The organism is Brevibacterium sanguinis (assembly GCF_039528855.1).
GTDB lineage: Bacteria > Actinomycetota > Actinomycetes > Actinomycetales > Brevibacteriaceae > Brevibacterium > Brevibacterium sanguinis.
Window position 1 is genome coordinate 244,435 of sequence record NZ_BAAAMB010000009.1, and the last position, 7,286, is coordinate 251,720.

Below are 7,286 nucleotides of genomic sequence, written 5' to 3' on the forward strand. Positions count from 1 at the left end.
CCCGTCGGCGGTCGCCTCGTCGGCGGACGCGCCGACGGCCTGCCCATCGTCACGAAGGGCGGTCTCATCGGCGACTCCGACACGGCAGCCCTCTGCCTCGACTACCTCATGGCGACCTCCCGGGTCGGGCAGGGATGAGCCCGATGCCGACCACCGAGACCGCACCACCGAAGGAGTATGACATGACCGCACCCATCCTCGCCGTGACCGTGGGAGACCCCGTCGGGATCGGCCCGGAGATCACCGCCCAGGTGCTCGCGGAGTTCTCCGCCCGCGACGACCAGCACGGCGTCGCCGTCGCCGATCTCGCCGTGATGAGACGCGCCGTCGACGTCCTCGGCCTCGACGTCGAACTCCGCCCGATCACCGACTTCGCGACCGCCTCGGCGGGAGAGGGCGTCATCGACGTCTTCGACATCGGCGTGCTCGGTGACGACCTGCCCGACTGGGGCGTCGTCGACGCGCGCGCCGGCCGTGCCGCGGTCACGGCCATCGAAGTCGCGACCAGGGCGGCGATGGATGAGGAGATCGCCGGCATCGTCACCGGACCGATCAACAAGGAGGCCGTGTGGCAGTCCGGCTCTGAGCACCTCGGGCACACGGAGATGCTCGGCGAGCTCACCGGGGTGACGAAGCAGGACACGATGTTCGTCGTCGAGAACGCGAAGGTCCCCGACCACAAGCTCCAGATCTTCTTCGCCACGCGGCACATGTCGCTGCGGAAGGCGATCGACGCGCTGTCCGTCGAGACGCAGATCGATTCGATCGAACGCGCCCATCGCGCCCTGCAGCTCTACGGGGTCACTGCGCCGCGGCTCGCCGTCGCCGCCCTCAATCCGCACGGCGGGGAGAACGGGGCGTTCGGGGACGAGGAGATCGAGATCCTCCGCCCCGCCGTCGAGGCCGTCAACGCCGCCGGTCGCTTCGACGTCGCCGGACCCATCCCCGCCGACTCCGTCTTCCACCAGGGGCTGACCGGGCGTTTCGACGGGATCCTCTCGCAGTACCACGACCAGGGGCACATCGCCTCGAAGACGTACGACTTCGACGGCACGATCTCCGTGACCGTGGGCCTGCCGATCCTGCGCACCTCCGTCGACCACGGCACGGCATTCGACATCGCCGGACAGGGACTCGCCGATGCCGGCACGATGCGCTCGGCCTACCGTGCGGCGATCGGCTATGCGCCCTTCGTCGACGGCATCCGCGCGGAGTACCTGCCGCGGTGATGGCCGTCCGCAGCAGCACGGCCAAGCGCCGCGACGACATCCGGTCCCGGCTGAAGTCGGGGGCGTGGTCGATCCCGCGCCTGGCCGCCGAGCTCGGAACCTCGGAGTCGACGATCCGGCGGGACCTGCGGGAGCTGGCCGACGCCGGTGAAGTCATCCGCACGATCGGCGGGGCGACCGCCGCCGGGTACGTCGAACCCCCACTCGGTCAGCGGATGGAGCAGCAGGCCGAGGCGAAGGACGCGATCGCCGCCCACGCCCTGAGCCACGTAAGCGCGCAGGTGCGCACGATCTTCCTCGACGCCGGATCGACGACCGTGCGGGTGGCCGAGCGTCTCCGCGACCGCGACGACCTCACCGTCATCACCCGGGGACTCGAGATCGCGCTGACGCTCGCGCACCCGAACGGTCCGCGTGTGACCATGGTCGGCGGTGAGGTCTCGACCCTCTCGCACGGGACGACGGGGGCGCTGAGCGACCATGCGCTCGCACGCGTCCACGTCGACGTCGCGTTCCTCGGCGCCGACGCCGTCGACCCGGACGTCGGCATCGGGGAGCCGACGCTCGCCGAGGCCAGGACGAAGGAGCTCATCGCCGAGCGCGCCCGCAGCGTCGTCGTCCTCGCCGACTCCTCGAAGTCCGGTCGCGAGGTCGCGGCCTGGGCGCCGCTGCCCGACGGGTGGATCTGGATCGACGAGACCGGCACGCGAGCCACCGGGTGAGCAGCGGCGGCGCCTGACGCCCCGGCGTCGTCACTCGACGATCTGCCCGGTCGTCGTCGCCCGGTCGTCGTCAGACGCCTGCGGGAGCGAGCACGATGTCGAAGCGCGTGCGCGACCACGGCAGGTCACCGAGGTCGCGGCCGTCGGGGGTCGGGGTGCCCGCCGGCTGCTGCGCGAAGTCCTTGATGAGGGAGTCCTTGACGCCGAAGACCGAATCGCTGGTGAGCAGTTCGTCTCCGGAGACGAAGATGTGGGTGACGAGCGTGCGCAGGCCCGGGGCCGTGACCATGAAGTGGAGGTGGCTCGCCCGCATCGGCGAGCGCCCCGTCGCCGCCAGCAGCCGCCCCACCGGTCCGTCGTCGGGAATCGGGTACGGAGTGGGGGTGAGCCCCCAGAACCGGAACGACCCGTCGTCGTCGGAGAACAGATGCGCCCGCCCGTAGACGCGGTCGTCATCGTGCTGGACGTCGTAGAGGCCGTCCTCGTCGGCTTCCCAGACCTCGATGCGGGCCCCGGGCACGGGAGCCCCGTCGGTGTCGCGGACGACGCCTTCGACCCAGCACGGCTCTCCCACTCCTCCCCCGGCGATGTCCCCGCCGGCGGGGATGAGCGGGGCGTCGTCGACGAAGAACGGTCCGAACACCGTCGCCTCGGTGGCGTCACGGTAGGGCTGGTTGCTCACGTTGATCGTCTGCATCGATGCGCCGAGGACGTCGGAGAGGAGGATGAACTCCTGCCGGCGGTCGTCGGTGATGTGTCCGACGTCGGTGAGGAAGCCGATCGCCCGGTTCCATTCGTCCTCGGTCAGCCGCACGTCGCGGATGAGTCCGTGGAGGTGGGTGACGACCGCGGTCATCAGCTGCCGGAGGCGGTCATCGGGGGTGCCCGAGAACGAGGCGATGACCGTGTCGATGAGCCGCTCCTCGACCTCGGCCGGGGTGAGCCCGGCAGCGTCCTCGGCCGCCTCGGCGGCGATGCCGGTCCCGCCCGGCGACCCCTGCGGGGCGACGGTCTGGGGCTCATCGCCGCGCCGGGCGGCGGTGAGCAGCGCCGTGAGGTTCTCCCGCGTCACCGGCTGGGGGTTGTCGCCGGGGATCGCTTCGAGGGCGAGGTCGACCGCCTCGGCGATGTCACCGGATGCGAATCCGAGCTCCGACAGTGCCCGCGGGGCGCCGACGGCCTCGCGCAGCCGCTGGAGTCCGGCGACCGCGGTCTCGGCTCCGAACGCCTCCGCCATCCGCGCCTCGGCCTCGGGCACGGCGGGGGCGTTGAAGGCGAGGACGTAGGGCAGGACGATCGCATGGGTCTGGGCGTGCGGGAGGTCGAAGGTGCCGCCGAGGACGTGGGCGATCTTGTGGTGCATGCCCGATCCCGCCGAGGCGAAGGCGACGGCGGCGAGGTAGGCGCCGTAGAGCGTGGACTCGAGCCCCGTCAGTGCGGAGGATTCCGCGCCGAGCTGCGGCAGACCCTCGCGCAGCGCCCGGATGCCTTCGAGGGCGAGCGCCCGGTTGATCGGGTCGGCGGCCGGGGCCCACAGCGAGTCGATGCAGTGGGCGAGGGCGTTGAGGCCCGAGGCGACGGCGAGGTCGTGGGGCAGGTCGCGCAGGAGGTCGGCGTCGTAGATGACCGTGCGCGGCAGCACCGCATCATCGACCCCGGTGCGCTTGCGGCCGTTCTCGGTGCGCCCCCACACGTTCGTCGCCTCGGAGCCGGAGAACGTCGTGGGCACGGCGATGACCGGGATCCGCGTCTGCAGCGCGACCGCCTTCGCCAGCCCCGTTGCCGAACCGCCACCGACGCTGACGACGAGGTCGATGTCGCCGACCTCGGCGGCGGCCACGGCACGATCGGCCACCTCGGCGGGCACGTGCATGACGACCTCCCGGTGCCACAGGGCGACCGGGAAGTGGTCGGCGAAGTCGGTGACCTTGTCCGCGGCGGATTCGGAGACGATGACCATGACCCGTTCGGCCCCGAGGCGCTCGACCTCCGCGGCGACTGCGGCAGCGGCCTGCCCGGTGCCTAAGACGACGCGCTGGCCGAGGGTGGTGTGCGTGAAATCGAAGGTCATGCGATGTCACCGAGCCTTTCGTTCGAGTCTGCCGGTCCCGTCGCCAGGATAGCGGCGAGAGCTGAGGTGAGCTGGTCGGCGGCGTCGTCGGGCAGGGACGGCACCCGCCACGCGACATGCTTGTCGGGACGGACGAGGATCGCACCGTCCTCGGCGACGTCGCGGAGGCGATCCCAGTCGAAGTAGAGGTCGGTGACGTCGCGGTCGGGGCCGATGACGACGGTGCCGATGTCGACGCCGAGGCGCTGCCCGGCCGCCTGCGCCGCCTCCTCCCAGCCGGCGCCGGTCGTCCCGGTGATGAGGGTGAACCGGGTGTACGGGGCGAGGTCGTGGGTGGAGAGCTTCTCCCGCGAGTTGCCGACCCAGGCATGGGGCAGGCGCACGCCGGGATCCGTGCCGGCCTGGTAGTAGAGCTCGGGGTCGCGCGGGTTCTCCGTCGGGTCCCGGTCGTCGGCGACGACGGCCGTGGAGACGTAGCGCTGTCCGAGTTCGACGCCGTGGGCGTTGAACTCGTAGTTCTTCACCTCCATCGCCTCCCTCACCTTCGTCCGCACGGCCGCGCCGTCTGCGGTGGCGTCCTTGCGGGCGGCGATCGCCTCGTTCATCTCCTCCTCGGTCTGGTCGGGGGTGAGCCCGAGGGCGTCGAAGAGCTGGGCGAACTCACGACCGGACTTGTTCGCGCGGGTGACGATCTGCTCGGCGACCGGGGCGCGTTCGGCGCTGTAGGTCTCGAGCAGGTCCTCTCCGGCCTCTCCGCGGAGGACGGCCGCGATCTTCCACGCGAGGTTGTAGGAGTCCTGGATCGAGGTGTTCGATCCCAGTCCGTTCGACGGCGGGTGCTTGTGCACGGCGTCCCCCGCGCAGAACACCCGGCCCGACTGGAGTCGGCTCGCATACTGTTCGTTGTTGCCCCACAGGGAGATCCCGGTGATCGTCGCCTCGAGGTCGGGGTCGCCGATGAGGTTGCGCACGATCTGCAGCGCGTCGGCCTCGGTGACCTCCGGCGGTCCCTGCGCGATGTCGAAGCCCCAGACGATGAGCCACTCGTTCCACGGTCTGACCATGCGAACGAGTCCCGCGCCGATGCCGCCGATGTTCGATCCCGGCTGGATGACCCAGTAGAGGACCGAGGGCCGGTGCCCGACGAGCGTCTCGAGGTCGGCGGTGAAGGTGATGTTCATCGATCCGGCGATGTCCATGTCCCCGACCATGGGCAGGTCGATGTCGGCGGCGACCTTCGACCGGGCGCCGTCGGCGCCGATGAGGTACTTCGCGCGGATCGTCAGCTCCCGGCCGGTCAGGCGGTCGAGGACCTGGACGTCGACGTGGTCGGGATGCTGGGTGTGGGAGAGGTATTCGGCGGAGAAGCGGGCCTGCGTGCCCCGCATCGTCGCATTCCTCACGAGGATCGGCTCGAGGTGGGTCTGCGGGATGTCGCAGTTGAGCGATGGGGAGGCGAGTTCGTAGTCGGCGTGCCGGGCCGGGTGGTTTCCCCAGGTGAGGATCCGTCCGATCTCCTCACCGGCGAGGGACGTGCAGAAGACGGTGTCGCCGATCATCTCGTGCGGGGTCGCCTCGGCGAGGACCTGGTCCTCGATGCCGACGTCGCGGAAGATCTCCATCGTCCGCTGGTTCGTGATGTGCGCCCGCGGGGTGTTCGCCGTCCACCGGTACTTCGTGATCATGATGTTGGGGATCCCGAGGGTCGAGAGGAACAGGGCCGCTGACGCCCCCGCCGGACCCGAACCGACGATGAGGACGTCGGTGTCGACGATGTCCCCCTCCGGGGTGGCTGTCTCTGCGACTCCGTCGTCGAAGATGACCATGGTGACTCTCCTTGTCGTGTGGTGCGGTGGTTTCCGCGTGGCCTCGAGGGTGGCACGGGCCGGTGCGCGGGGTCATCTCGCCGAGGTGATCGTGGCCGAAATCGTCAAAAAGCTGAGATCCGGCTCACGCCGTCACGGCTACGATGAGAGGCATGATCGCCAGCGCGGGAGACCCACCGGTGCGCGCGCGGTTCTCCACCGACGCCGCGCCTCCCGCGCGCCGCGTCGAGGACTGGGAGGCCTACCATGCCGCGGCCCTCGTGGGCCTGCGCACCGTCTCCGCCGGCGGCGCCGCCTTCCGCGCGGTGACCTCGACCCTCGACCTCCCGCAGGTGCGCATCGCCAAGGTCACGGGCACCCCGCATGCCGTGCGGCGCGGGCCTGCCGAGATCGCCGGCCACCCGGCGTCCGGGGCCCTGCTCTATCTGCCGCTGCGGGGTGCGAGCACGTTCGCCCATCGGGCGGGACAGCTGACGCTGGGACCCGGCCGGGGCATCGTCGTCGACGGTGACACCGCGTTCGCGCGCGGCCTCGGGGCCGGGGTCGACGAGCTCGTCGTCCGCCTTCCCCGCCGCACGCTCACCGATCTCACCGGCCGGTCCTCGTGGCCGACCCCGACCGCCCTCGACCTCGACGACTCCGCGAGCCCGACCGCACCGGGCAGGGCTTTCGCCGAGGTGGCCGAGGGCCTCATCGACCGACGCCTCGGCGGGGGTGCGCCGCTTGAGGGGCGGCTCCTCGACCTGCTCGGCAGCGTGCTCACCGCGGCCTCCCCCGGCGGGAGCATCGTCGAGGAGGCGCTCACCGTCATCGCCGATCATCACCGCGAGCCCGATCTCGGTGCCGCGCGCATCGCCGGGCACCTCGGGGTCTCGGAGCGGCAGCTGACCCGCATCCTCGCCGAGGCGGGGCTGAGCGTGCCCCGCGCCGTGCTCGGTGCCCGCCTCGACACGGCGGCCGGGCTGCTCGCCGATCCGCGCGCCGCGGGCCTGAGCATGGCCGAGGTCGCTGCGGCCAGCGGCTTCCGGTCGGCGGCGCAGTTCTCCCGCACCTACCGCGACCGCTTCGGCATCAGCCCGCTGCGCCACCGCCGACAGCTCGCAGCCGAGCTGCCCGGCAGCTGACCAGGGACCCGGCCGGTGAGCGAGGTGTCATCCGTTGAGGTTGTGGAGGGCGATGAGCTCGCGGGCGCGCTCACCGTCGCGCGCCGCGATCGCGTCGACGATCTCGACGTGGAGGTCGTAGCGGGACCGCACGTACTCCGGCAGCGGGGCGTCAGCGCTGCCGGCGATGCTCACCGCGTGGTCCTCGAGCAGCCCGAGGACGCCGAGGTAGACGGATCGCAGCATCTGGCTCGGCGACGCCTCGGCGATGACGCGGTGGAGCGCCCAGTTGGCCCGGGCGAACTCGAGGTGCTCGCCGGCGTCGAGGGCCGCGC

The 7,286-nt window shown here is 71.4% G+C and carries 6 protein-coding genes and 1 pseudogene; 3 read left to right on the top strand and 4 right to left on the bottom strand.

The window, feature by feature from the left end; genetic code table 11:
- The first annotated feature begins 182 nt into the window (after positions 1 to 182).
- Together pdxA and ABD154_RS11425 are read left to right on the top strand one after the other, a co-directional pair.
- Positions 183 to 1,229, top strand: a complete 1,047-nt coding sequence (gene pdxA / locus ABD154_RS11420; RefSeq protein WP_344251329.1) for a 4-hydroxythreonine-4-phosphate dehydrogenase PdxA — start codon at positions 183 to 185, stop codon at positions 1,227 to 1,229.
- Positions 1,229 to 1,951, top strand: coding sequence for a DeoR/GlpR family DNA-binding transcription regulator (locus ABD154_RS11425; protein WP_198498313.1), 723 nt, complete (start codon positions 1,229 to 1,231; stop codon positions 1,949 to 1,951). Before pdxA ends, ABD154_RS11425 begins: the two co-directional genes overlap by 1 nt.
- A 70-nt stretch (positions 1,952 to 2,021) precedes the next feature.
- Here the strand turns inward: ABD154_RS11425 and ABD154_RS11430 are convergent, their stop codons facing one another.
- From ABD154_RS11430 to ABD154_RS11440, 3 genes and pseudogenes are all read right to left on the bottom strand, one after another.
- The gene (locus ABD154_RS11430; protein ID WP_198500927.1) at positions 2,022 to 2,927 is read right to left on the bottom strand and encodes a dioxygenase family protein; all 906 of its coding nucleotides are present in this window, start codon (positions 2,925 to 2,927) and stop codon (positions 2,022 to 2,024) included.
- Positions 2,928 to 2,996: 69 nt separating this feature from the next.
- Positions 2,997 to 4,022: pseudogene (locus ABD154_RS18040) on the bottom strand (maleylacetate reductase); the annotation flags it as partial.
- A complete protein-coding gene (locus ABD154_RS11440; RefSeq protein WP_198498312.1) occupies positions 4,019 to 5,848 on the bottom strand; it encodes an FAD-dependent oxidoreductase in 1,830 nt (609 codons plus the stop codon). The pseudogene ABD154_RS18040 and the gene ABD154_RS11440, both read right to left, overlap by 4 nt.
- A 152-nt stretch (positions 5,849 to 6,000) precedes the next feature.
- Here ABD154_RS11440 and ABD154_RS11445 point away from each other — a divergent pair, with 152 nt between their 5' ends.
- Positions 6,001 to 6,972 (top strand): helix-turn-helix domain-containing protein, encoded by a 972-nt coding sequence (locus tag ABD154_RS11445; RefSeq protein ID WP_198498311.1) that lies wholly within the window; start codon positions 6,001 to 6,003, stop codon positions 6,970 to 6,972.
- 27 nt (positions 6,973 to 6,999) lie between these two features.
- Here ABD154_RS11445 and ABD154_RS11450 read toward each other — a convergent pair.
- On the bottom strand, positions 7,000 to 7,286 hold a 287-nt coding region (locus ABD154_RS11450), incomplete at its 5' end, for an FCD domain-containing protein (protein ID WP_344251330.1).

Coding starts and splice junctions, on each gene's coding strand:
- ABD154_RS11445 (WP_198498311.1), top strand. CDS start 6,001: ATGATCGCCAGCGCGGGAGACCCACCGGTGCGCGCGCGGTTCTCCACC.
- pdxA (WP_344251329.1), top strand. CDS start 183: ATGACCGCACCCATCCTCGCCGTGACCGTGGGAGACCCCGTCGGGATC.
- ABD154_RS11425 (WP_198498313.1), top strand. CDS start 1,229: ATGGCCGTCCGCAGCAGCACGGCCAAGCGCCGCGACGACATCCGGTCC.
- ABD154_RS11440 (WP_198498312.1), bottom strand. CDS start 5,848: ATGGTCATCTTCGACGACGGAGTCGCAGAGACAGCCACCCCGGAGGGG.